The 24,704-nt window shown below is 69.9% G+C and carries 16 protein-coding genes; 2 read left to right on the plus strand and 14 right to left on the minus strand.

The genetic code is table 11. The annotated features are described in order from the left end of the window. Nucleotides 1-150: 150 nt before the first annotated feature. Nucleotides 151-429: a nuclear transport factor 2 family protein gene (locus tag ACZ7L7_RS29815; protein WP_471431248.1), complete on the plus strand. Its 279-nt coding sequence runs from the start codon at nt 151-153 to the stop codon at nt 427-429. Here ACZ7L7_RS29815 and ACZ7L7_RS29820 read toward each other — a convergent pair. The 9 genes from ACZ7L7_RS29820 to ACZ7L7_RS29860 form a co-directional block, all read right to left on the minus strand. Further along, nucleotides 416-4,708: a discoidin domain-containing protein gene (locus ACZ7L7_RS29820; RefSeq protein WP_472077649.1), complete on the minus strand. Its 4,293-nt coding sequence runs from the start codon at nt 4,706-4,708 to the stop codon at nt 416-418. The two genes, ACZ7L7_RS29815 and ACZ7L7_RS29820, sit on opposite strands and share 14 nt — an antisense overlap. A 144-nt stretch (nt 4,709-4,852) precedes the next feature. Then, the gene (locus tag ACZ7L7_RS29825; RefSeq protein ID WP_472077650.1) at nt 4,853-8,227 is read right to left on the minus strand and encodes a CARDB domain-containing protein; all 3,375 of its coding nucleotides are present in this window, start codon (nt 8,225-8,227) and stop codon (nt 4,853-4,855) included. Nucleotides 8,228-8,584: 357 nt separating this feature from the next. After that, entirely contained in the window at nt 8,585-9,595 is a 1,011-nt protein-coding gene (locus ACZ7L7_RS29830) for a LacI family DNA-binding transcriptional regulator (protein ID WP_285514567.1), read from the minus strand. A gap of 182 nt (nt 9,596-9,777) precedes the next feature. After that, nucleotides 9,778-11,790 (minus strand): glycosyl hydrolase family 28-related protein, encoded by a 2,013-nt coding sequence (locus ACZ7L7_RS29835; protein ID WP_472077651.1) that lies wholly within the window; start codon nt 11,788-11,790, stop codon nt 9,778-9,780. Between the two features lie 118 nt (nt 11,791-11,908). Beyond that, nucleotides 11,909-13,513, minus strand: coding sequence for a glycoside hydrolase family 13 protein (locus ACZ7L7_RS29840; RefSeq protein ID WP_472077652.1), 1,605 nt, complete (start codon nt 13,511-13,513; stop codon nt 11,909-11,911). A gap of 107 nt (nt 13,514-13,620) precedes the next feature. After that, on the minus strand, nt 13,621-14,496 hold the full coding sequence (locus ACZ7L7_RS29845) for a carbohydrate ABC transporter permease (protein ID WP_285514564.1): 876 nt from the start codon (nt 14,494-14,496) through the stop codon (nt 13,621-13,623). 16 nt (nt 14,497-14,512) lie between these two features. Next, nucleotides 14,513-15,472 carry a carbohydrate ABC transporter permease gene (locus tag ACZ7L7_RS29850; RefSeq protein WP_472077653.1) on the minus strand — a complete coding sequence of 320 codons (960 nt, stop codon included), beginning with the start codon at nt 15,470-15,472 and terminating at the stop codon, nt 14,513-14,515. Nucleotides 15,473-15,560: 88 nt separating this feature from the next. Further along, nucleotides 15,561-16,976: an ABC transporter substrate-binding protein gene (locus ACZ7L7_RS29855; protein WP_472077654.1), complete on the minus strand. Its 1,416-nt coding sequence runs from the start codon at nt 16,974-16,976 to the stop codon at nt 15,561-15,563. Between the two features lie 859 nt (nt 16,977-17,835). Further along, nucleotides 17,836-18,327 (minus strand): GNAT family N-acetyltransferase, encoded by a 492-nt coding sequence (locus tag ACZ7L7_RS29860; RefSeq protein ID WP_453598553.1) that lies wholly within the window; start codon nt 18,325-18,327, stop codon nt 17,836-17,838. A 166-nt stretch (nt 18,328-18,493) separates the two neighbouring features. Between ACZ7L7_RS29860 and ACZ7L7_RS29865 the strand changes: the two genes are divergently transcribed. Continuing rightward, the gene (locus tag ACZ7L7_RS29865) at nt 18,494-19,066 is read left to right on the plus strand and encodes a MarR family winged helix-turn-helix transcriptional regulator (protein ID WP_285514560.1); all 573 of its coding nucleotides are present in this window, start codon (nt 18,494-18,496) and stop codon (nt 19,064-19,066) included. Between the two features lie 6 nt (nt 19,067-19,072). Here the strand turns inward: ACZ7L7_RS29865 and ACZ7L7_RS29870 are convergent, their stop codons facing one another. The 5 genes from ACZ7L7_RS29870 to ACZ7L7_RS29890 form a co-directional block, all read right to left on the minus strand. Beyond that, entirely contained in the window at nt 19,073-20,008 is a 936-nt protein-coding gene (locus tag ACZ7L7_RS29870) for a hypothetical protein (RefSeq protein ID WP_285514559.1), read from the minus strand. A gap of 15 nt (nt 20,009-20,023) precedes the next feature. Then, entirely contained in the window at nt 20,024-20,749 is a 726-nt protein-coding gene (locus ACZ7L7_RS29875; RefSeq protein ID WP_471592884.1) for a gamma-glutamyl-gamma-aminobutyrate hydrolase family protein, read from the minus strand. After that, on the minus strand, nt 20,746-22,236 hold the full coding sequence (locus ACZ7L7_RS29880) for an aldehyde dehydrogenase (protein WP_472077655.1): 1,491 nt from the start codon (nt 22,234-22,236) through the stop codon (nt 20,746-20,748). The genes ACZ7L7_RS29875 and ACZ7L7_RS29880 overlap by 4 nt, the downstream gene beginning before the upstream one ends. Before the next feature lie 101 nt (nt 22,237-22,337). Beyond that, the gene (locus tag ACZ7L7_RS29885; protein ID WP_285514556.1) at nt 22,338-23,798 is read right to left on the minus strand and encodes an APC family permease; all 1,461 of its coding nucleotides are present in this window, start codon (nt 23,796-23,798) and stop codon (nt 22,338-22,340) included. 283 nt (nt 23,799-24,081) lie between these two features. Continuing rightward, on the minus strand, nt 24,082-24,696 hold the full coding sequence (locus ACZ7L7_RS29890) for a TetR/AcrR family transcriptional regulator (RefSeq protein ID WP_285514555.1): 615 nt from the start codon (nt 24,694-24,696) through the stop codon (nt 24,082-24,084). Nucleotides 24,697-24,704: the final 8 nt, after the last annotated feature.

The following is a 24,704-nucleotide window of genomic DNA, read 5'->3' on the forward strand; positions in this document are numbered from 1 at the left end:
CTACGGGGGCGCGGGTTAGCCGCCGGTGACATGCGGCTAACCCCGGCCCAACCGCTCGGCGGCCGTCCCGAGCCGGTAATCACAAAGGAGTCGTGGGAACCCCAACTGACCTGTTAGGAAGCGGAGATGACAACTCACGATCCCGATCCCATGACGTGTCTGCTCGCGGAACGCGGCTGCGAGCGTGTGGTCCTGGAACTCGCGCGCCGCCTGGACCCGGGTGATCCCCGTACGGTCTGCGACCTCTTCAACCCGGACGGGGTCTGGGAATGGCCGTACAACGGGCGCCGGATCGAGGGGCGGGAAGCCCTGCGCGCCTACTTTCGGCGCGCTGACAGAGCGTGTGAACGCCGCGGGCTGACCGGGCGTGGAAATGCCGCGGGACCGGCCTGTGCCGGTCCCGCGGGGGTCGGTTTCAGCAGGGGTTGACGGTGAGTTTGAACGTGGTCGTGGTGTTGCGGATGTTCTCGTCGTTGTCGTTCATGCGCAGGCAGTTGACGGTGGCCTCGCCGACGGCGGGGCCCTGGTCGGGTTCGGGCAGTTCGTTGACCCAGATACCCATGCCGGACTTGGCGTCCCAGGCGTCACCGCTGCGCTTGGCTCCGGTGATGGAGATGTCGGTCAGGATGGTGTCCTTGACGGGGTTCTCCGGCTGGGTGCCGTTGTACTTCGTCTGGAACATGATGCCGCTGTAGGTCGGGGAGACGATGTCCACGTTGGTGACGCGGATGCCCTGGAAGACCTTCGACGCCGAGAACAGCCAGATGCCGGGGAAGGTCTGGTTGCCCCAGAAGTGGCCGCCCGCCCGGACGATCGAGATGTTCTCGAAGGTCGTGGGGTCGGTGCCGAAGCCGTTCATCGGGTAGCCGAAGTCCAGCGACGAGATGGTGATGCCGGAGTAGACGAGCGTGTCGGCGATGTGGATGTTGCGGAAGGTGTTGCGGTAGCCGCCGTAGACCGCGACGCCGGCGGCTCGCCAGGTCAGTGTGGTGGTCAGGTTCTCGTAGACGTTGTCCTTCATGTCCGCGCCGCCCGCGTCGATCGCCGAGAACAGCGCGAAGCTGTCGTCGCCGGTCGCCCGGGCGTCGTTGTTGGCGACGAGGTTGTCCGTGGAGCCGTTGGTCATGTTGACGCCGTCGGCGAACATGTTCCGGATGCGGGAGTCGCGGATGGTCATCCGGTCCGTGTTGGCGCCCCAGTAGAGGCAGACCATGTGTTCGTTCCAGATGTCGTCGATGACGATGTCCGACACGTTGGAGAAGTCGAACACCTTGCCCGGTCCGTCGATGCGTGAGGTGTAGTTGCCGAAGTAGGCGAAGCCCTTGAACAGGGAGCCCTTCGCGCTCGCCTCGGCGCGGAAGCCGATGTCGGTGTTGTCCTGGCCGGCGGGTGCGTGGAACTGGGTGTACCAGGGCCCCGCGCCGACGACCTTGACGGCCTTGCCGTAGACCTGGAACTTGCCCGAGGTCTGGTAGTCGCCGGGCGGCAGGTAGACGCCGACGAGGGTGCCGGTGGTGTCCATGCGGACGCGGTCGAGCGCGTTCTGCACGTCCTGGTGGGTGAACCCGGCCGGTACCGCGTACGTCGCCGGGTCCGGGTTGGCGACCGGGGCGACCTTCTCCAGGTCGACGAAGTCGATGGCGTAGTGGGCGGCGCTGTTGGCGGCGTCCTTCTGCAGCCGGATCTTGCTTCCTGCGGGGATGGTCTCGTCGAGCTTCAGGTGCGCCTCGTCGTAGATGTGCCGGGGTGCGCCCGAGCCCGGGGAGTTGCCGGGTGACGACTCCGCCCCGTACAGCCAGGCGTACTTGGAGGTCAGCGGGAGCGCCTTCTTGAAGACGCCGTCGACGTAGACGTTGATGGTGGAGTCGATACCGCCGCCGCCCGGGGCGTCCGGGATCGAGAAGCGGGTGACGAGGGTGTTGGTCTCGGCGCGGGTGGTGAACTCGACGTACTCGCCGGTCGCGTCGAGGGTCACCGCCTTGCGGCCGGATGCCTCACCGGCGATGTCGCCGACGGTCCGGTTGGGACCGACGACCTTCGCGCCACCGCCGACGGTCGCGTCCTCGGCCTCGTAGGTGGTGTAGGGCATGTTGGCGCCGCGGCCGACGAACAGGGGCTGCGTGGAGGTGTTGTTCTCCCGCTTGACCGGCAGCTCGTTGGCGTCGGCGGCGATGACGGTCTTCACGGTGTAGGAGCCGTTGGCGGCGGTCCAGGGGCCGAGGTTCACCACGGCGGTGTCGCCCGGTGCGATGGCCCCGTTGTGGGCGCCCGTGAGGGTCCTGACGGTGTCGCCGCTGTCGTCGAGGAGGGTGAGGGTGACGGCGTGGCTGCCGGTAGCGCTGGCCTCGGTGCCTTGGTTCTTCACCGGCACCTTGAAGGTGACGGAGTCGCCCGCGGCGGGGCTGGACGGGTTGGTGGTCACGGTCCCGGCGACCAGGTCGGAGCCGGCGACCGGCTTGACCACCAGGGCGGTGGGCCGGGTGTAGGTGTTGTTGGTCTCGTTCTGCTCGATGACGTCGTTCGGCTCGTCCGCGACGGCGCTCAGCTCGTACGAGCCCGCGTCACGGGTGCCGATGGACGCCTCGACCGTGGTCTGGGCGCCCGGCGCGAGAGAGCCGACGTCGGCGGTGGCGACCTTCGTGTCGCCGAGGCGCACGGCGACCTTGCTGGCGGGGGCGGTCGCCGGGCCGTCGTTGCGGACGGTGGCGGCGACGGTGATGTCGTCCGACTCGACCGGTGCGGCGGGTGACGTGGTCAGCTGGGTGACGACGAGGTCCGGGTTGGGCGCGGGCACGCCGACGACCTGGAACTCGGCGAGCTGGCCCGCCGGGGCACCGGTGTTCGCGGTGAACCTGAGTCTCACGTCGGCCACCCGGTCCGTGACGGGGATGGTGACGGTGTTGCCGCTGGCGGGGCTGAAGTCGTAACTCTTCGCCGCCACAAGGCTGGTGAAGGCGGAGGCCTTCTGTTCCCGGCCGAGGACCTCGATGGTCTGGGAGCGGGCGGACCACGCCGAGTCCGGGTTCAGCTTGAGCACGAGCCGCTCCAGGTCGGCGTTGGCGCCCAGCTTGACGGTCAGGGTCTGCGGATAGCTGCCTCCCGCGCCCTCCCAGTAGGTGGAGGTGCTGTTGTCGTTGGCGTTCCCGGCGACGTACGTGTGCACGGTGGAGGACGCCTCGATGGGCTTGCCGACGGCGAGGTTGGAGCCGTTGCCGCCGCTGCCGTTGCGGGTGACACTGTTGCTGTCGCCCGACCGGTTGCCGGCCGCGTCCTTGGCCCGCACGACGTACGTGACGGTGCTCGTCGTCGGCTGGGTGTCGGTGTACGTGGTGACGTTCCCGGCGACGCTTCCACGCAGGACGTTGTTGGCGTAGATGTCGTAGCCGGTCACGGCGACGTTGTCGGTGGACGCGGTCCAGGTGAGCTTGACCCTGCCCGGCTCGGACTCGGTGTAGGCGAGGTTGGACGGGGCGGTCGGGGCCTGGGTGTCACCGGCCTCGCCGATCCGGGTGACGGTGTTGCTGTCGGCGGACTGGTTGCCGGCCGCGTCCCGGGCGCGTACCCGGTACGACACGGTCTGGCCGGCCGGGCGGTTGTCGGTGAAGGTGGTGACTTCTCCGGTGACGCTGGTCAGCAGGTCGCCGTTGGCGTAGATGTCGTACGCGGTGACGCCCTTGTTGTCGCTCGCGGCCTTCCAGGTGAGCCGGATCTGGCCGGGGGCGGGCTCGGTGTACGCCAGTTGCGTCGGCGCGCTGGGCGGCTCGGTGTCGCCGGTGGCCGGGCCGTAGATCTCCAGCTCGGATATCTGCGCGGCGGGCCGGCCGGTGTTCGCGGTGACCAGGACACGGACGTAGCGGGTCGTGGCCGCGTCCAGGGTGATGGTCGCGGTGTTGTCGTTGGCGCTGTTGAAGGCGTACGTCTGCGAGTCAGACAGGTCGGTGAAGTCCGTACCGTTGGAGCTGCCCTGGATCTTCAGCGTCTGGGTACGGCTCTCCCAGCCCGCCGGGAGCTTCAGCAGGACACGGTTGACGGCCCGGGAGCTGCCGAGGTCGGCCTGGATCCACTGCGGGAAGGCGTTGTTGGCGCTCTCCCAGTAGCTGGCCCGGTTGCCGTCGTTGGCATTGCCCGCCGCGTACACGTCGGTGTGGCTGCTGGCGGTCAGGGGGCGTCCGGCGGCGAGGTTGGTGGAGGCGTCGTCGGCGGAGTGCACTTCCAGTTCGGAGAGCTGGGCGGCCTGCCAGCCGGTGTTGGCGCTGATGTCGACGCGCACGAACCGGGTCTGGGCGGCCGGGAAGGAGACGGTGACGGTGTTGCCGCTGCCCGGGCTGAAGGTGTAGGTGGCGGAGGCCTTGAGGGTGGTGTAGCTGGTGCCGTCGGCGCTGCCCTGGACGGAGAGGGTCTGGTTGCGGCTCTCCCAGCCCGCGGGCAGCTTGAGGACGACCTCGTCGACGCGGGTGGCCGTGCCGAGGTCGGCCTGCACCCATTGCGGCAGGTTCGATCCGGCGCTCTCCCAGTAGGTGCCCTGGTTGCCGTCGGTGATGTTCGCGGCGCCGTATCCGGCGTGGGAGCTGCTCGCCGACGCGGTGTCGCCGAGTGCGATGTTGGGTCCGCCCGCGGCGCGGGCGGACATCAGGGGTCCGCCCAGCGCCAGCAGGCTGGTCGCGATCAGGGCGCTCAGGCACCGGGATCTGCGGATGCGGGTTCTCATCGATCCTCGCTCTTCCGTCGTGTGCCGAGTGGGCGCACGACGCGGCTCGAAGGGGGGAAGGGGGCAGGTTCGTCGCCTGCCGGGTCGTCGTGCCGGTGCGGCGGCCCCTGGGGGCGGAGCCGCCGCACCGGTCCCGTCGGTGTGTCAGGGGCGATTGATGACGAACTGCGATCCGGGCTCGACGCAGATGTCGTCCTCGGCCGAGTCGGTGATGGTGACGTCGGTCAGGGTGGCGCTGCCCCGTGCGCCGCCCATGGCGAGGACGCCGCAGCCGTTGACCGACTTGTCGATGCGGACGTCTTCGACCTTCACGCCCGGCATCGCGCCGCCACCCGTCTTGAACTGGATGCCGTCGTAGGTGGAGTCGTGGATGTCGGTGTCGCGGATGGTGACGCCGGGGATGTCCGGCCCCTGCGCGAAGAGCGTGATGGCGCCGAACTCCTGGGCCTCGCCCCAGAACGCCCCGCCCGTGCGGTACAGGCCGTTGTTCGCGATCAGGGTCTGTCCGGAGAAGGGCAGCGGGTCGTGGTCGGTGGCGAGCATGATCCCCGGATAGTTCATGGTGTCGGAGACCAGGTTGTTCTCGATCGTGTTGCCGTAACCGCCGTACACGGCGATGCCGTTGGCGCGCCAGGGCAGCTGGATGGTGTTGTTGCGGAAGTGGTTGTCGTGGCCGATGTCGACGGAGGTGTCCTTGACGTACTTGCTGGCCCATACGGCCAGGGCGTCGTCGCCGGTGTTGCGGAACGAGGAGTTGTAGACGGTGGAGTTGCGGGTGCCGTTGGCGAAGTTGACGCCGTCGGCGTAGGTGTTGCGGATGCGGACGCCGCTGAACTCGACGCGGTCGCCGGGACCCCACAGTTCGGGGATGTTGGAGTAGTCCCGGCCGACCCAGGCGCCGACGTTGGCGTGCTCGATCCACACGTTGGTGATCTTGGTGTCCTGGCCGAAGCGGCCGTTGAGCGCGACGCCGCCCTCGGCTCCCCCGTCGCCGCCCCGGATGGTGCCGGAGCCGAAGATGGCGATGTCGGAGATCTTGGTGTTGTCGTCGATGTCGAAGCCGAAGTTGCCCTCGTGCGGGTGGTTGATGCCACCGGCCTCGTGCGGCGGGATCAACGAGTACAGCTGCGAGTGCCACATGCCGGCGCCGCGAATGGTCACGTCACGGATGCCGACCTGGTTGTACTGGCCCCGGTCCTGCGGGTCGTCGGTGAGGATCTTCTTCTCCTGGCGCCACTGCCCGGCCGGGATCCATACGCAGTCGATCTCGCCCTTCTGGTCGGCGGTCACCGCGCGCTGGATGGCGTCGGCGTCGTCGATGCCGTCGTTGGGTACGGCGCCGTACTCGGTGATGGAGGTGCACGAGGCGGGCTTGGTGGCGGGGGCGGCGACCTGCTCCAGGTCGATCAGGTCGACGATGTAGAAGGCCGCGGAGTCGCCCGAGTCCCGCTGGAGGCGGAACTTGGTGCCTGCCGGGTAGCTCTGGGTCAGCAGGGCGTGGGACTCGTCGAAGAGCCGTCGTGCGTCTCCTCCCGGCCGGTTGGTCAGGCCCTCGGGGTCGTCGGTGCTGCCGTAGAGCCAGCTGTGCTTGGAGGAGAGGGTCAGCTTCCGGACGAACTCGCCGTCGGCGTAGAGGCTGAGCGTGGCCTCGCGGCCGCCGCCCGTGGCCGAGTCCGGGATGGAGTTGCGTACGACGATGGAGTTGGCGGCGTTGGTGGAGGTGAACTCCACGTGGTCGCCGGTGTCGTCGAGCCGTACCGACTTGCGGCCGGAGGACTCGGTGGCGAAGTTGGTGTGCCCGAAGGTCCGCTTCTTGTCGGCGGTGAGGAGGGTTCCCTCGTAGCTGCCGTCCTCGGCCTCGTACTCGGTGTAGGGCACGGCGGCGCCGCGTCCGACGACGATCGAGCGGGCGAAGACGTTGTTGTTCTCGTCGGTCTCGTCGACGACGTCGGTGGCGTCGGCCGTGGCGGTCAGGGTCGCGCCGCCGTTGGTGGCCTTCCAGGTGCCGTCGATGGCGACGGTGGCCGTGTCGCCCGCGCCGATGGTGCCGGTCGTGCCCTGGAGGGTGGTGTCGCCGACGGTGAGCCGGGTGACGCTGCCGGCGGGGACGGCGGTGGTGCCGCGGTTGTTCACCGCCACGGTGAACGAGACGGACGAACCGACTGCGGGTGAGGCCGGGTTGCTGGTGATGCCGGTGACTGTGAGGTCCGGGCCGGGTGCCTGGGAGACCGTCAGTTTGCGGTCTGCCGTACGGCTGTTGTTGGTGTTGTCGAGTTCGGGGACGGTGTCCGTCGGGTCGACGGCCGCGGAGACGGTGTACGAGCCGGTGGGGCGCTTGCCGACGGGGACCGAGACGGTGGTGGACGCTCCCGCCGCGAGGGCCGGGACCGGTGCGGAGCCCGCGACGGTGCCCTCGACGCTGACGTTCACCGTGGTCGCGGGGGCGTTGGCGGTGCCCGCGTTGCGGACGGTGGCGTCGACCGTCACCACGTCCCTCTCGGACGGGGCGGCCGGGGACCAGGTCAGGTCGGTGACGACGAAGTCAGGGTGCGGTGCCGCCCTGCCGATCACCTGGAACTCGGCGACCTGTCCGCCGGGGGCTCCGGTGTTGGAGTGGAAGGACAGGCGTACGTCCGCGACGCGGCCCGTGACCGGGATCACCACGGAGTTCTGGTTCGACGACGGGCTGAAGGTGTAGTCGGCCCGGGCCTTGAGCGTGGTGAAGGAGGAAGCCCCCTGCGCGCGGCCCAGGACCGTCAGGGACTGCTGGCGCGCGGCCCATATCTGGTCGGGGTTCAACTTCACGGCCACGGCTTCGATGTCGGCGTCGGCGCCGAGCTTCACGGTCAGGTCGGAGGGGAATCCGGCCGACTCCCAGTAGGTGGTGAGGCTGTCGTCGTTGGCGTTCGTCGCCACGTAGTTCTGTGTGATGGACGTGGCCTCGATCGGCTTGTTCCGTGCCAGGTTGGTGCCTTCGAGGGGCGGTTCGCCGGGGTCGTCGCCGCCTTCGCCGTAGATCTCCAGCTCCGACAACTGAGCCGCGTTCCAGCCGGAGTTGGAGGTGACCCGGACCCGGACGTAGCGGGCGGTGGCGGCGGGCAGGTCGATGTCGACGGTGTTCGCCTCGGACGGGGTGAACGTGCGGGACTGCGCGTCGGCGAGCGTGCTGAAGGAGTCGCCGTCGGTGCTGCCGAGAACGGAGAGCGCCTGGGAGCGCTGCTCCCAGGCGGCGGGGAGTTTCAGCTTGACGCGGTCCAGGTCCACCTGGGAGCCCAGGTCGACCTGCACCCACTGGGGGAAGGAGCCCAACGGGCCCTCCCAGTACGACTGCTGGCTGCCGTCGGTGACGTTCGTGGCCGGGTAGCCTCCGTGGGCCCCGCCGGCCGTCGCCGGTCTGCCGAGCGCGAGGTTGGGATCGTCGTCCGCCGCGTGTGCGGGGGCTGGCAGCAGTCCGACGGCGATCAGGCCCGCCGCCAGCAGACCGACCCACCCTCGTCTGCCCGTAGTTGTGCCTCTCATGGTGGCCCTTCCGCGATGTGGGCGCGGCACGTCACCGGCTCTGTCCGCCGGTCCCTCCGGACGTGGAGCTGCGTGAAGGGCCCGGCGGGAGTGCCGGTGAGGTCTGCACCGGGAGCCCAACATGACTCCAACAAGGAAATGCGATGTCCAGCAAACTTCTTGAGCAACTTTGTGACTTGTTTGCATCTCTGAAGTGAGAGGTTTCTACTACGTGACGAGTTTGTCAACGGTTTCGTCCGAGGCATGACAGTCAACAGGCCCGGAAATGCCGACGGCACCGGGATCGCGGCCGCTCAACGCGGCGGTGATACCGGTGCCGAAGGGGCCTCGACGGCCAGGACGGTCGGGTGCGGGCGCTCAGCTCGTCGGGGGCGGCGCCGTCGATCCGCGTACGACCAGCTCGGGCTCGAAGAGCAGCTCGCCGGGGTGCGAGTGGGAGCCCTGGATCTGGGCGCACAGCAGGTCGACCGCCGCGCGGCCCATGGCCTCGATGGGCTGGCGGACGGTCGACAGCGGAGGCTCGGTGCAGGTCATGAACGCCGAGTCGTCGAAGCCGACGACCGAGACGTCCGCGGGCACCGAGAGTCCGCGGCGGCGGGCGGCCCTGATGGCGCCCAGCGCGAGGGGGTCGCTGCCGCAGATGATGCCCGTGACGCCCCGGTCCAGCAGCCGCGCGGTCGCGGCCTGGCCGCCTTCCAGGGAGAAGATGGACCGCTGTACGAACGCGTCGGGCAGGTCCATGCCCATGGCCTTCGCGGCCGCCCTGGCGGCGTCGAGCTTGCGGCGCGAGGGGACGTGGTCGGCCGGGCCGACGACCAGCCCGATCCGCTCATGGCCGAGCGAGGCCAGATGGCGCCACGACTGCTCGACGGCGACCGCGTCGTCGCAGGCGACGCACGGGAAGTCCAGGCCCTCGATCGACGCGTTGACCAGCACGACCGGCACCTTCCGCGCCGCCAGCAGGTGGTAGTGCTCGTGCGGCGCGTCGGCCTGCGCGAACAGACCGCCGGCGAAGACCACGCCGGAGACCTGCTGCTGGAGCAGGAGATCCACGTAGTCGGCCTCGGCCACACCGCCCTTGGTCTGCGTGCACAGGACCGGGGTGAGCCCCTGCTGGGCGAGCGCACCCCCGATGATCTCCGCGAACGCGGGGAAGATCGGGTTCTGCAGTTCCGGCAGCACCAGACCGACGAGCCGGGCGCGCTCCCCGCGAAGCTGTGTGGGCCGCTCGTATCCGAGCACGTCCAGCGCCGTGAGCACGGACTGCCGGGTCGCCTCGGAGACTCCGGGCTTGCCGTTGAGGACACGGCTGACCGTGGCCTCGCTGACCCCCACCTTCTTCGCCACTTGGGCCAGTCGTCGCGTCATGAACGCAAGCGTAACGCAAAATGCGCAAGTTGTTGCGGGGTATCACGTCGCTTTCTCGCCGTTCCAGGAGCGCCGGACGGACCATGCCGGACCCCAGCACGTGGTTCCTCCGTGCCCGCTCCGCGCAAGCGAGCGCAAGCGCGGGAACCACGTGCTCGGGGCACCGGCCGTACATGTATCGCTCACCAGGGAGACGGGCCCGGCGGCGGCACCACCGGTGGCCGATCGTCGCAGGTGATGGTGTTGGGCAGCAGCCAGTCGGCGAGCCAGCCGCCGTCATTGCCGCCGCGGTCGGTGAGGCCGAACTCCGATCCGGTGGGCGGGAAGTTGAACGCCCCGCAGTTGTTCACCCCGACCGCCCCGACGTTCCGGGCGTCCACGTTCTCGAACGTCGCGGAGCCCCGCACCCGTGCGCTGACCACCGAGGTGCCGGTGCCGTCGACCCGGATGTCCTTGAAGTGGACCTCCGGGATGCCGTACTGGTCCTTCACTCCGAACTCGCTGACCAGCATGATCGCGTTGTAGGTGCTGTCGAGGTAGTGGTCGCCGGTGACCCGGATGTCGGCGTCGATGCTGCGGTCGAGCGCGTACAGCCACAGGGCGCCGAGCCCGATTCTCCAGTTCAGCTCGAAGGTACCGGCCCGCACGGTGGTGTTGTCGGTGAAGCGGAGCCCGCCGGTGAAGGGTTCGGCGCCGAAGCGGGCGCCGGCGTGCAGGGCGCTGCCCTCGCGGACGGGGTCGGCGACGAGGTTGCCGGTGACGGTGTTGTCCCGGCCGCCGTAGACGGCGATGCCGTTGGCGAGGGTCGGTGACTGGACGGTGTTGCGGGAGATGACGTTGTCCGCGTCCGCGGTTCCTTGTGACCACATGGCCAGGGCGTCGTCGCCGGTGTTGCGGACGAAGTTGTTGCGGACGACCGAATCGGTCACGCCTGTGTGGAAGTTCAGCCCGTCGGCGATCTGGTCGGTGACGACGTTGTCGGTGACCTGGACGTTCGACATGGGGCCGTCGAACCACAGCCCCACCTTGGTGCGGTGCAGATACAGGCCGCGGACGGTGGAGTCGCTCATGGCGCCGCCGATGGCGTTGACCTGGTCGTCGTCGATCCGTTCGCGGACATCGCCCTCGATGGCGAACCCGGACAGATGCACATTGCGGCTGCCGCCGCTCGCCGCGCTCTTCCCGTACAGGCCGACGCCGGTGTGCCGCGAGCCGTCGGGCGCGGGCCGGTCCAGGGTGACCTCGCGGCCCTTGAGGATCGTGTACCAGCTTCCCGCACCGGTGATGGTCACGTCGTCGACGACGATGTGCCGGTTGACCTGATAGGTGCCGGGCGGGAGGTAGACGGGCCTGCCCAAGCGGCGGGCGGCGCCGATGGCGCGTTCGATGGCGGGCGCTGCGTCGCGTCGTCCGGTGGGATCGGCGCCGAAGGCCCGGACGTCGACGCCGCCGCGTACGGCTCGCGGGGGTGCGACCAGTTCGGAGTCGAGCAGGTCGATCACGGTCCAGGCCGCGCGGCTGCCGCGCGGGACCGTCAGCCGTACGCGCTCGCCCGCCTTGTGGGTCCGGCCGAGGAGCAGGCGCTGCTCGTCGTAGAAGTGGGTCGGGCGGAAAGGCTTGGTGATCTGCGGTGCCGGTGTGGTGTCGGCCGGGACGCAGGAGCACTCGGTGATCCACCAGTCGGGGTGCAGCAGGTCGGCCTGGGGGTCGTTGGTGAAGGGGTACTGGTTGTAGAGCCAGGAGTACTGCGAGGTGAGCGTCATCCGCTTGCGGTGCCGACCGTCCACGGTGACGTCGAGGGGCGCTGTGATGCCGCCGCCTTCGGGGGCGTCGGGGATGCTGTAGCGCACGGTGATGGCGTTCGCGGCGCGCGGCAGCACGAACTCCACGTGCTGACCGGGCTTGAGCTGGACCGCCGTACGCCCCGAGGCCTCGGAGGGCAGGGTGTACGGGGTGCGGTCCGGGCCGATGACGCGGCCGTTCGTCGTGGCGTTCTCGGCTTCCTGTTCGTCGAAGGGCACTTCGGCGCCGCGTCCGGCGACGAGCTTCGGATCGAGGGCGGCGCGGGTGACGACGGGCCGGGCTTCGGGGGCGGGGCGCCGAGAGGGGGCGGCCGTCGCGTCGAAGGCGGTGAGGAGCAGGGCGCAGGCGAGGGCGCCTGCGCCCGCTGCGGTGCGGGCGCGTCTTGGGGACATCGGGGCTCGCTTCTGTCTGGGAAGGAAGGGAGGCCGTACAGATGTGGCCGTGCCCGCCCGCGCTCTTGGCTCGGGCGGGGCAGGCGTCGGTTCGAAGGGGCAGGCGTCGGTCGAAGGGTCAGGCCCGCAGCCACACGGCGGTGTCCTTCGGCAGGGTGCCGTCGGCGTGCAGCGGCCCGCTGGCGAGGAGGAGGCGCTCGTGCGGTGGCAGGGCGGTGGGCTCGTCGGAGAGGTTGACGACGCAGACCAGTCCGTCCGTACGGCGGAAGGCCAGGACGCCGTCGGCCGCGTCCAGCCAGGTCATCGGGCCGTCGCCGAAGCCGGCCTCGGTGCGGCGCAGGTGGAGGGCCTGGCGGTAGAGGGTGAGCATGGAGTCCGGGTCGTCGTTCTGGCGGTCGACGGCGTAGCGTGCCCAGTCGGCGGGCTGGGGCAGCCAGGGCTCGGCGCCCGTGCCGAATCCGTAGTGCGGGGCGTCGGACTGCCAGGGCAGGGGGACGCGGCATCCGTCGCGGCCGGGGTCCGTCCCGCCGGAGCGGAAGTGCATGGGGTCCTGGATGCGGTCCAGCGGGATGTCCGCCTCGGGAAGCCCCAGTTCCTCGCCCTGGTAGAGGTAGACGGAGCCGGGCAGGGCGAGGGTGAGCAGGGCGGCGGCGCGGGCGCGGCGCGTGCCGAGGTCCAGATCGGTGGGTGTGCCGAAGCGCTTCAGGGCGAAGTCGAAGGCGGTGTCCTCGCGGCCGTAGCGGGTGACGGTGCGGGTCACGTCGTGGTTGCACAGGACCCAGGTGGCCGGGGCCCCGACGGGGGCGTGCTCGGAGAGGGTGTCGTCGATGCAGCGGCGCAGGCGCGGCGCGTCCCAGGGGCAGGCCAGGAAGTTGAAGTTGAAGGCCGTGTGCAGTTCGTCGGGGCGCAGGTAGCGGGCGAAGCGTTCGGCGTCCGGCAGCCACACCTCGCCGACGAAGACGCCCCCGTACTCGTCGGCGACCGCCCGCCACGAGCGGTAGATGTCGTGGATGTCGTCCTGGTCGATGTACGGGCAGGGGTCGACGCCCTCCACGTAGTCCGGGAGCGCGGGGTCCTTGGTGAGGAGTGCGGCGGAGTCGATGCGTACGCCCGCGACGCCTCGCTCGAACCAGAAGCGCAGGACGTCCTCGTGCTCCTGGCGCACCGCGGGGTGGGCCCAGTTGAGGTCGGGCTGCTCCGGGGTGAACAGGTGCAGGTACCACTCCCCGTCGGGGACGCGGGTCCAGGTGGAGCCGGCGAACTGCGACGGCCAGTCGTTGGGCGGCAGTTCGCCGTCCTTCCCACGGCCGGGGCGGAAGTGGAACAGCTCCCGCTCCGGGCTGCCCGGGCCCGCGGCGAGCGCGGCCCGGAACCAGGGGTGCCGGTCGGAGACATGGTTGGGGACGATGTCGACGATGGTCCGGATGCCGAGTCCGCGCGCCTCGGAGATCAGTTTCTCGGCTTCCGCCAGGGTGCCGAAGGCGGGGTCGATGGTGCGGTAGTCGGCCACGTCGTAGCCGCCGTCGACCAGGGGCGAGAGGTACCAGGGGGTGAACCAGACGGCGTCGACACCGAGTTGGGCAAGGTACGGCAGGCGGGCGCGCACGCCCGCGAGATCCCCGGTGCCGTCGCCGTCGCCGTCGGCGAAACTGCGCGGGTACACCTGGTAGATGACGGCGTCGCGCCACCAGTCGTCGGTGCGGTGCGGGGTGGGGGCTGCCACGGGGCGGTCCTTTCGGGCAGGTGGGATCTTCGCCGCCGGCCCGGATTGCGGGGCGTCGGACGGGCCGGCGGCGAAGGCTTCGGGAGTGCGTAATCGGCGGGGAGCGGTCAGCCCTTGAGGCCGCCCGCGGTGAGGCCGCTCATGATGTTCCGCTGGAAGACCAGGAAGATCAGCAGGGTGGGCACGGAGGCGATGGTGAGCGCGGCGATCAGCACGTTCACCGGTACGCCGCTGGACAGTGAGTAGATGCCGACGTTGAGGGTCTGCTTGGCCGGGTCCGGCAGGGTGAGCATGGGCCACAGGAAGTCCTTCCAGACCCCGACCACCGCGAAGATCGACACCACGCCGAGGATGGGCCGGGAGATGGGCAGCACGATCGACCACAGGGTGCGCATCGGGCTGGCTCCGTCCATCGCGGCGGCGTCCAGGAGTTCCTTGGGGATCGAGTCGAAGAACCGCTTGAGCAGGAAGATGTTGAAGGCGTTGGTCACCGAGGGCAGCCAGATCGCCCACGGGGTGTTGAGCAGGTTCCGCTCGAAGATCGGCACGTCCAGGACGGTCAGGTACTGCGGCACCACGAGCACCGTGGCGGGGATCATCAGCGTGGCCAGCATCATGCCCAGGATCGCCTTGCCGAAGACCGGGCGCAGCTTGGACAGGGAGTAGGCGGCCGCCACGTCCAGGACGAGCTGGAAGGCGAGTGCGCCGAACGCGTAGTAGAGGGTGTTGCCCAGGAGTCCGGCGAGGTCCATGACGTCCCAGGCCTGCTGGTAGTTGTCGGGTTCGAAGGACTCGGGCACCAGGGTCGGCGGGGTTCGGATCACTTCCTGGGTGTCCTTGAAGCCGCTGGAGATCAGCCAGTACAGCGGCCCGAGGAACACCAGCGTGAAGCCGCCGACGACCACGGTGAAGACGGTCCAGTACAGGGCTTTGCCGCGCGGCCGGGCGAGTTGGGCCGGCGAGATGAGCGTGCGCGTGGACATGTCGTACTCCCCTGGCCTACTCGTCCTCGGCGCGGCTGAGCCTGACGTACGCCGCCGAGAATCCGGCGAGGAGTACGAGCAGGAGCAGGCCGAGTGCCGCGGCGGCACCGTAGTTGTTGAAGTTGAAGGCGTACTGGTAGATCAGGTAGACCACGGTCGTGGTGGAGCCCTCCGGTCCGGCGCCGCCGGTCAGCAGGAAGGGTTCGACGAAGACCTGCATCGTCGCGATGATCTGCATGAGCAGCATCAGTGACAGGATCAGCCGGGTCTGCGGGATGGTGACGTGCCAGATCTTGCGCAGCAGGCCGGCGCCGTCGAGTTCGGCCGCCTCGTACAGTTCGCCGGGGATGCTCTGGAGGGCCGCCAGGTAGATGAGCGCGGCGCCGCCCATGTTCATCCAGGTGGCGGCGATGACGACGGAGAGCATCGACAGGTCCGCGTCCTGGAGCCACTGCTGTTCCGGCACGCCGAAGACTGAGAGCACTTCGTTGAGCAGTCCGTAGCCGGGGTCGTAGAGGTACTTGAACAGCAGTACGGAGGCGACCGGCGGCAGCATCACCGGCAGGTAGACCAGCAGCCGGAGGTAGCCCTGGCCGTGGTGGAACTCGTTGATGACGATCGCGACGACGAACGGCACCGCGAATCCGAGCAGCAGGGCCAGGACGGTGAACAGCAGGGTGTTGCGCCAGGCCTGCCAGAAGGCGGGGTCGTTGAAGACCGTTTGCAGATTGTCCAGGCCGACCCAGGTGGTCTCCCCCGCCTCGGTCTTCTGGAAGGCCAGGAAGAACTCCCTGACCATGGGATACCAGGAGAAGAAGGCGAAGCAGAGGACCGCGCCGATCAGGAAGCCATGAGCTGTCAGGTTGCGGCGCAGGCTCTTGGCGAAGGATCCGCCTGGGGTCGCGCGGGGTGACTCGCGCGGCTGGGAGGGGCGGGGAGGTCCCGCCTTGCTCTGGGTCAGGCTGGGGGCCGACATCGATGCTCCTCGGTACTGATCTGCCGTGTGTGGTGCCGCGGCCGGGCCGCGGGGCGGAGCGGCCGCGCACGCCGCTCCGCCCGGTCGGTCACTGGTTGGCCAGGATCTGGTTGACCTGCGACTCCGCGGTGCTGAGAAGCTTGTCGATGTCGGCGTCCTTGTTGGTGAGGACGCCGGACATCACGTTGTCGAGGACCTTGTAGAGCTCCTGCGCCTTGGGCGGCTCCGCCTTGCCCGGGACGGGGTTGTCCATGAAGGTCTTGAAGTTCTCCACCGGCATCGTGGCGTGCTCGGCGCGGGCCGCGTCGTCCTTCGTCTTGGACTCGTTGAGCCAGAAGTTGGGCTGCGGGACGCCGACCGGGAGTCCGTCGGTCTTGGTGCGCTCCCAGTCGAACTGGCCCTTGCCCACGGTCAGGTTCTTGAAGTTCAGCCAGGCGACCGCGGCCTTGATCTTGTCGGACGAGATCCCCTTCTTGATCATGTAGCTGTTGCCGCCGGCCAGCGTGGCCTTCTCGCCGGGTATCGGTCCCATGCCGAAGTTCTCGTACTTGGCGCCCAGTTGCTGCGCCATGTAGGCGATGTCGTCGGGTGCGGCAAGGAACATGCCGAGCTTGTCGGTGGCGATCTGCTTCTGCAGGTCGCCCCACTTCAGCAGCTGGGTCTTGCCCATGCTGTCGTCCTCCCAGCGCATGGCGTGGAGGTTCTTCACGACCTGCTTGCCCAACTCGTTGTTGAACGCGGCCTTCTTGCCGCTCGCGTCGACGATCTCGCCGCCGATGCTGTACATCTGCGCGGTGAAGTGCCAGCCGCCCGTGTTGGCCGCGCTGTACTCCCCGAAGCCCGCGATGCCGTTGCCCAGACCGGCGATCTTCTTCGCGGCGGTACGGACTTCCGCCCAGGTGCGCGGCGGGGCGTCCGGGTCGAGGCCGGCCTGCTTGAACAGCTTGCGGTTGATCAGCAGGCCCATCGTGTAGTTGCTGGTGGGCAGACCGTAGAGCTTGCCGTCCTGCTTGAGCGTGCCGAGCACGTTCGGGTCGATGTCCTTCAGCGCCGGGACGGTCCTGTCGTTGACGTAGGCGGTGATGTCCTCGGCGCCGTCGTGGTCGAGCACCTGGGGCAGGTCGGTGAAGTACGTGTAGAAGACGTCGGGTTGGGACTTGGCCTTCAGCATCGCGGTGAAGCGCGGCGGCTCCAGGCACTGGCCCGGGGTGGAGCGGCCCTCGATGGTGACGTTCGGGTAGGTCTTGTTGAACTCCTTGACGTCCTCCTTCCACTCCTTCAGCTCGGCCGCCTTCGCCGTCGGCGGCATGCAGTCGATCGTGATCGTCACCTTCGTCTTGGGGTCCAGCGGGGCGGACGGATCCGACTGGCCGCCGCCGTCGGAAGCGCCACCGTCGTTGTCGCTGCTGCTCGCGCCGCAGGCGGCGAGCGCGGTCAGCGTGAGCGCGGAGACGAGGGCGACCGCGCTGGCGCGGCGAGTACGGCGGAACCTGGCACTTCTCATGGGTGGTCCCCTTCGGGCATGAACGTGGAAGGTCACCCCACCACCGGACGGCGGATGCGCTGTGGGGTGCGGCACACTCAACCACCACCGACAAGTGAACGCAAGATCTCGCGCAGTTTTCGTAATTCTCTGACAAGGAGGGATCAGTTCCCGGCGGAGCGCCCGCCAGAACACGGCCGGAATACGCGGGCAAGCCGCCGCGATCAGCGAGCGCAGGCCGTTCACCTGGAGGAATGCGGTAGCGACAGCACCGGCGGGCGAGCCGAGCCGGCGAACCGGAGGCCGTCGGGCGGCTTAGAGCGAGCGGGGCGCCTTGCGGAAGGGCTCGGGTGCTTCACCAGGCGCGCCATCAGACCCTTGCCCTCCCCGGGGGGACAACTGCGCCGTTCCGCGGGAGCTGGTCAAGGTCCGGCGGATTCAGGGATGATGCGGCGGCAGGAGCGGTCGTCCATGCGGATCAGCGGATCAGGGGGAGGCGGACGCTCGTGGATTCCCAGGTCGTCGTGAGTCTGGCGTCTACAGGAGTCGCGGGGTTGGCGGTCGCCGCGAGTCTGGTGACGACACTGCTGTCCCTGCGCGCGCAGCGGGAGAACACACGCGACACACTCGACGCGCAAGAGAGACTGTCCGCCGCGCAAGAACACGCGCTCCACGAGCGATCGCATGCGCACCGGGTCGCCGTGGCGCACCTGGCGCGAGCGAGCCGATGCCCGTGCCCAGCTGATGGACGACGCGATGAGCCTCCTTGCCCAGGTGCGGGCCGAGCTGCAGAACAGAACGAGTCGCGGATACTTCATCAGGCTGTCCTGACCGCCCGTACCTCACCGTCAACGGGAGTAGGTGCGGCTCCTCAGGCCGTTTACAGAACGCGAGTGAACGCCACACGAGTCAGCCCCGGGCCGTCGTAGTCCTCGACGGGCGTCGAGGCGGTGAAGCCGAGTCGGGCGTGGAAGGCTTGTGACGCCGTGTTCTCCGGGCTGGTTACGCAGTGCACGACTCGACGGCCGTTGGCTCGCGCCAGTTCGAAGAAGGCACGGTAGAGAGCCTGGCCGATACCCCGCCCGTGCAGAGCCGGGTCGACCCCCACGAAATGGATGTAGGCGGTGTCCGGCTCGGACTGGGACAGGAACCCGACCAGGAACGCGGCGAGTTGGCCGCCGGGGTGCTCCACGACGTAGCTGGTCGTGGTGAAGTGCTGGAAGTACAGCCTGGGCAGCAGCAACGCCCGTTCCAGCGCCCCTGCCTCACCCTTGAGGCCGCCCCACCATGTTTCGAGAACGGCGAGGACCCGCGGATGGTCCTCGACGGTGGGGTGGCGGGCCGTGAGGCCGTCGGGAAGGTCGTCGATCACCGCGGCAGTCTGGCATGCCCGGACACCGCGCCACCACCGCACCCGGACAGGAAAGGGGGCCTCTCGGTGCCCTGACCCGTGGAGCCCCACCCGTACAATTTGGTTCCGAACGACCGGGCGGCTCCGGCTGCCGTCCGGTTCCGCCGAGGAGACCCAGGGAGCACGCTTGCCCGGCCAGCGATCCATCACCGAAGCGGAGAAGCTCGCGGAGGCCAAGCTGGGCGGCATTCCCGTTCGGCGGGCGCAGATGGCGGCCGTGGCCAACATCTACCGGGCCGCCTCCACCGTGCGGCACCACCTGGAGAACTCCGTGCTGCGCGGCTCGGACCTGACCTGGACCGCCTTCGTGGTGCTGTGGGTGGTGTGGGTCTGGGGCGAGTCGGAGACCCGGCACGTCGCCGAGGAGGCGGGGATCTCCAAGGGCACGCTCACCGGCGTGTCGCGCACCCTGGAGTCACGCGGGCTGCTGCGGCGTTCCGCCCACCCCACCGACGGACGGCTCGTCCTGCTGAGCCTGACCGACGAGGGCGAGGAGTTCATGCGCCGGGTCTTCCCCGCGTTCAACGAGGAGGAGGCCTTCGTCACCTCCCGGCTGACCGACGAGGAGTGCCTCGGCCTCGCCGACGCGCTGCGGCGCGTGGTGCTCCAGGTCGAGGAGGAGGGTGAGGAGCGGCGGAGGTCGCTGCTCGACGGTCAGGCTCCGGCGCCCCGCCGCAGTGGGCGGCGCGCACAGAGCTGAGCACCGTCATCCGATCCTGGTTCTCGTGTGGCTGTAGCGCTCCACGGGATCGCCCTCGTACTGCCAGGGCCAGGGAGACACCAGGTTCCCGGTCGCCTCGAACGCCCGGCGGGCCTCCGCCGTGCGGCCCGCCTTCGCCAGGGCGTACGCAAGCAGGTTGAGGTCGGCCACGCGGGCCGCGTGGCGCAGGTAGTCCGGCTGGGGCCACACCACCGTGATGCGGTCCAGGAGGTTCGCGTTCTGCGGCTGCTCCCAGAAGCGGGCGGCCACCAGTGCGCTGACGCCGCTGCCTGCCATTTCGCGGTGGTACTGATCCACCGCTGCCGCGAGCGGGAGGCACGCGGGTGGTGCCTGTGGCGGCATGACCGTGATCACGTCGTCGAGGAACTCCCGTTGCGCGGCGAGGCTGCCCTGACCGTCCGGTGACAGGTGGACGAGGATCGTCAGGTAGGCCTCGCGGTTCCAGGGGTCGCGTGCCGCGATCTCCTTCCAGATCGGCGTCAGTTCGGCGCTCGTGCGGCCCTCGACGCACAGGGCCGCGAGCAGGGCGACCCAGGGTGTGGGGTCGGCGGGTGCCGCGTCGGCGGCGCGCCGGCAGGTGTCCAGGGTGGCGGGCGGGTCGTCGAGGCGGCCGGTCAGGCGTGCGGTGAGGACGTCGGCCCAGGCGTGCAGGACGAGGGCGTCGGCGCTGCGCGGGTGTTTCAGGCGCCAGCGGCGGGCGAGGGAGGGCGTGGCCCCGGCCAGTACGGTGACGCGGTGGCCGCGCCGGTCCCAGTCGTCCGCCGCGTCGCGCAGCAGTTGTTCGATCTGAGCCACCAGGATGTCCTGGGGTCCCGTGCCGGGCGCGTTGGTCAGTGCGCGCAGGACGCGGCCGAGCGCCGCGTCGTCGAGTTCCGGCGCGAGACGCGGGTTGGTGGCGGTACGGCGGCGGAACAGCGCCATCGCATCGGCCTCGTCTCAGTGTGTGGGGTGTGCGGCCCGTACCAATGCGTCGAAGACGCGCTGTTGGGCGGGGTCTTCGTGGGCGGTGTCCTCGGGGTGCCACTGCACGGCGAGGAACCAGCCCCGGCCGTGGGTGAGTTCGAGACCTTCGATGGTGCCGTCGGCCGCTCGGGCGGTGACGGTCAGTCCCTCGCCGAGCCGGTCCACGTGCTGGTGGTGGTAGCAGGAGGCCTCGGTCTTGTCGGCTCCGGTGATCCGGGTGAGGGCGGAGCCGGGGGCGAGGGAGACGGGGTGGCGGACGTGGCGGTGCTCCCGGCCGGGGCCGCCCATGTCCTGGTGCAGGGTGCCTCCCAGGACCGTGTTCACCACTTGCATGCCTCGGCAGACCGCCAGTGTCGGCAGGTCGGCCGCGAGGGCCTGCCGGGCCAGCTCCAGGTCGAAGGCGTCCTGTTCGTCGTCCACGTCGTAGACGGCCTCGTGTGCGTCGGCCGCTCCGTAGCGGTGGGGGGCGAGGTCGCCGCCGCCGGGGAGCAGCAGGCCGTCGAAGCGGGCGAGGCGGGCGGCGACCTCGGCGGGGTCGGCGGTGCCGCCGGGGGCGTGCGGGTGGAGGGTGGCGGGCTCGCCGCCGGCCCGCCACACGGCTTCGATCAGGGCGCGGGCGTTGACCTCGGCGGCGTAGCGCAGGGCGGAGGTGGTGGCGGAGAAGCGGGCCGGGATCGCGATCAGGGGGCGGTGGGTCACAACTGGATCCAGGTGGTCTTCAGTTCGGTGTACTTCTCCAGGGCGTGCGCGGACTTGTCGCGGCCGTTGCCGGACTGCTTCATACCGCCGAAGGGGACCGTCAGGTCGCCCTCCTCGTAGCAGTTGACCCAGACCGTGCCCGCCTTGAGGGCGCGGGAGACCCGGTGGGCTGTAGACAGGTCGGAGGTCCACACTCCGGCGGCTAGGCCGTACTCGGTGGCGTTGGCCAGGGCGACGGCCTCGTCGAGGTCGTCGAAGGTGAGGACGGACAGGACGGGGCCGAAGATCTCCTCGCGGGCCAGCCGGGCGGCGGGGGTGACCTGGTCGAAGACGGTCGGTTCGAGGTAGGTGCCGCCGGTCTCGGCGAGGGTGCGGGTGCCGCCCGCACGCAGGCGGGCGCCGTCGTCGACCCCGGCGCGGATGTGGTCGAGCACGCGGTCCAGGTGGGCGCCGCCGACCAGGGCGCCCATCTCGGTGGCGGGGTCGAGCGGGTCACCGACGCGCAGGGCGCGGGCGCGCGCCACGACGGCCTCGGTGACCTGATCGGCGATCGAGGAGTGCACGAGCAGGCGGGAGGGCGCGGTGCACATCTCGCCCTGGTTGAAGAAGATGCCCCAGGCGGCGGTGGCGGCGGCCTTCTCCAGGTCGGGGGCGTCGGGCAGGACGATGTTGGGTGACTTGCCGCCCAGTTCGAGCCAGACGCGCTTGAGGTTGGAGTCGGCGGCGTAGCGCAGGAAGTGGCGGCCGACGGCGGTGGATCCGGTGAAGGCCAGGACGTCCACGTCGGGGTGGAGTCCGAGGGCGCGGCCGGCGACCGGGCCGTCGCCCGCGACGACGTTGAGCACGCCGGGCGGCAGTCCGGCCTCCAGGGCGAGTCGGCCGAGCAGCAGTGCGGAGAGAGGTGAGTTCTCCGAGGGCTTGAGGACGACCGTGCAGCCGGCGGCCAGCGCCGGGGCGACCTTCCAACCGGCCAGCGTCAGCGGGAAGTTCCAGGGCACGACCGCGCCGACGACGCCGACGGGTTCCCTGGTGACCAGGGCCAGCGCGTCCGGTGCGGTGTGCGGGGATTCGTCGGTGAGCTTGTCGGCGAGCTGGCCGTACCAGCGGAAGGTGTTGATCACGGCGCGCAGCTCGATGTCATGGGCGTCCGTGACGGGTTTGCCCATCTCCAGGGTGACGGTGAGGGCGAGTTCGGCCCGGTGTTCCTCCAGGAGGTCGGCGATACGGATCAGGACGCGGCCGCGTTCGGCGGGGGCCAGGCGTGGCCAGGGGCCGTGGTCGAAGGCGCGCCGGGCGGCGGCGACAGCCGCGTCCACCTCGGCCTGTCCCGCGTCGGCGACATCGGCCAGGACCTGGCCGTCGCGGGGCGAGACGACCGCGAACGTGCTGCCGCTCCCGGCCTCGTCGGCGCCGTCGATCAGATGGGTGCGGGGCGGTGCGAACGCCTTGGCGCGGCGCAGCCACTCGTCGTGGGTGGCGGTGGTCATGCGGTCCTCCAGACCACGTCGGAAAGCGATAGCGGGAGGGGGGACGGGAATCCCCCACAGGCGCGCCGGGGCTCGACCGGGCGCGCCTGTGGAGGAGGTGATCAGTCCGTCCCGGATGCTGTACGGCGGCGACGGACCCGCTCGTTGAGCACGCCGAGTGCCATGACGACCGGTACGGCGAGCACGAGCGCGACGGCCGTGCTGGTCGAACCGCCGATCAGGGTGGTGAAGTTGGCGAGGATCAGCCAGATCGCGCCCGCCAGGCCCAGCGCGCCGAGCACGGGTGCGATGAGCGTGTTCCAGGTCCGGCTGTCCACGCGCTCGCGGCGGAAGAACGCCACGACCGACACCGAGGTCAGCAGGTACAGCAGCATCATCGCCAGGACGGCGAGACCGCTGAACCAGGAGAACAGGGTGAGCACCGGGTCCTCGTCGGCCAGGGCGAACGGTACGACCAGGGCGGCGGCTATCACGGTCTGGGTACAGCCCGCGATCCAGGGCGCGTGCCGGGTGTTGAGGCGGCACAGGCCGGACGGGAGCTGGCCGTCACGGCTGAGGGAGAACAGGTAGCGGTTGGCGGAGTTGTGGAAGGTCAGTACACCTGCGAAGAGGGAGGTGGCGAGCAGAACCGGCAGAACGTCGTTGACCCAGGCGCCGAACTGGTCGGCGATGGGGGCGAAGACGAAGCCCGCGGAGTCACCGGCGGTCAGCGCCTCGCCCGCCGCCGCGGGTGCCTGGGCGGCGCCGTAGGCGGAGATGAGCATCCAGGAGGTCAGGGCGAAGAAGGCGGTGACCACGATCACAGAGAGGTAGGTGGCCCGCGGCACGGTCTTCTTCGGTTCCTTGGCCTCCTCGCCGTAGATGGCGGTGGCCTCGAATCCGAACATGGACGCCACGGCGAACATGATGGCCACGCCGGGTGCGCCCTGGAGCGCCGCGGACGGGGAGAAGCTGTCGGCCACGCCGAGTCCGGCCGGGCCGCCGCCCTTGAAGAGGGTGACGAGGCCGAAGACCAGCAGGATGGAGAACTCGGCGAGCACGAAGACGGCCAGGACCTTGGCGCCCATCTCGATGCCCGCGGCACCGAGTGCCTGCACGACGACCATCGTGACCAGGGCGTAGACCCACCAGGCCAGGTCGACCCCGGTGTGGTCGGCGACCAGGGCGCTGACGATGGAGCCGTACAGGCCGTACATCGCCGCCTGGATGACGCAGTACGAGAACAGGGCGACGCTCGCGCTGCCCGCGCCGGCCGAGCGGCCGAGGCCGGTGCCGATGTACGTGTAGAAGGCGCCGGCGTCGACGACGTGGCGTCCCATGGCGACGAAGCCCACGGAGAAGAGCAGGATCACGGCTCCGGCCACCACATAGGCGGCCGGTGTGCCGGATCCGTTGCCGATGGCGACCGAGATCGGGGCGGCACCGGCGATGCCCGTGAGCGGGGCCTGACCGGACAGTACGAAGAAGAGGATGCCCAGAACACCCAGGGCATTGGGCTTGAGCGTTGCTGCAGTGGGGGCGTCCCGTACGGTCCGCTTCGCGGTGGCCGTCTGACTGTCCACTCGGATCACCTGCCAGAGAAGGGAAGGATCGTTTCAGGCCAAACGAGTTGCCTCATCCTGGTGGCCGAACTATCCGTTTGACAAGGGGTGGGAACGGGCGAATCCGAGCCGCGCGGCGGATCCTTACGTCGCTGTAACACGACGCGTTCGTACGGGTCGGTAGAGGAGCCGTAGGGGCCGGGCAGAAGCGCTCGGTGACGGAGCCGGCCGGACCGGCAGAGACGCATGACAGAGCCCCGGCCGGTTGACCGGGGCTCGTCGGCGGGGAGGCGGGAAGGCGCGGTCAGCCGTCCGCCGAGCCCCCGGCCAGCCCCTCCAGCAGCGTCCGCAGCTCCGCGAGCGCCTCTTCGGTGACGTCCTCCTCGCCGAAGACGAGCTGGTGCAGCACCAGACCCTCCAGGGCGGCGAAGACGAGCCGGGACAGACCGCGGTCCACCGGACCCGGCAGCATGCGGGCCAGCTCGCTCCTGGTGGCCTCGAAGTACTCCTCGTACAGGCTCCGCAGATGGGTCAGCAGCTCCGGCCTGCGCCGCGCCTCCAGCAGCAACTCGTACTGGAACGCCTGCAGTTCGGGCCCGGACCGCACCATCCGCGTCAGGCCCGTGGCGAAGTCGGCGGGCCTGCCGGTGCCGATGCCCAGGGTGCTGTCCTTGAGCGAGGTGCGGATGGCGTGGGTGACGGCCTCCTCGATCAGCGCGTCCCGCGAGCCGAAGTGGTGGACGACCAGCCCGTGCGTGACACCGGCCTCCTCGGCCACCGCACGGTAGGTGAGCTTGCGCAGACCGCCCTGGGCCACCACGCGCACGGCGGCGTCCAGCAGGGCGGTGCGCCCTGTCCCGTAGTTGGTCACGCGCTTGCGACCACGGCGCTCACCGGCGGGTTCGACGGAGTCGGTCATGCCGACGA

It is taken from the genome of Streptomyces sp. NPDC110618 (assembly GCF_055657065.1).